This window comes from Planktothrix tepida PCC 9214, from assembly GCF_900009145.1.
Taxonomy (GTDB): domain Bacteria; phylum Cyanobacteriota; class Cyanobacteriia; order Cyanobacteriales; family Microcoleaceae; genus Planktothrix; species Planktothrix tepida.
Genome location: NZ_LN889943.1, coordinates 1 through 209, shown reverse-complemented (window position 1 = coordinate 209; position 209 = coordinate 1). Strand labels below are relative to the sequence as shown.

The window sequence follows — 209 nt, the reverse complement described above, 5'->3', positions numbered from 1 at the left end:
CGGTGTTCTTCCTGATCTCTACGCATTTCACCGCTACACCAGGAATTCCCTCTGCCCCTACTACACTCTAGCTCCCCAGTTTCCACTGCCTTTACGAAGTTAAGCCTCGCTCTTTAACAGCAGACTTGAGGGGCTACCTACGGACTCTTTACGCCCAATCATTCCGGATAACGCTTGCATCCTCCGTATTACCGCGGCTGCTGGCACGG

Annotated in this window: 1 rRNA gene; it reads right to left on the bottom strand. The window is 53.6% G+C overall.

Annotation, left to right across the window (positions count from 1 at the left end):
• Nucleotides 1-209, bottom strand: a 16S ribosomal RNA gene (locus tag PL9214_RS29910); the annotation flags it as partial.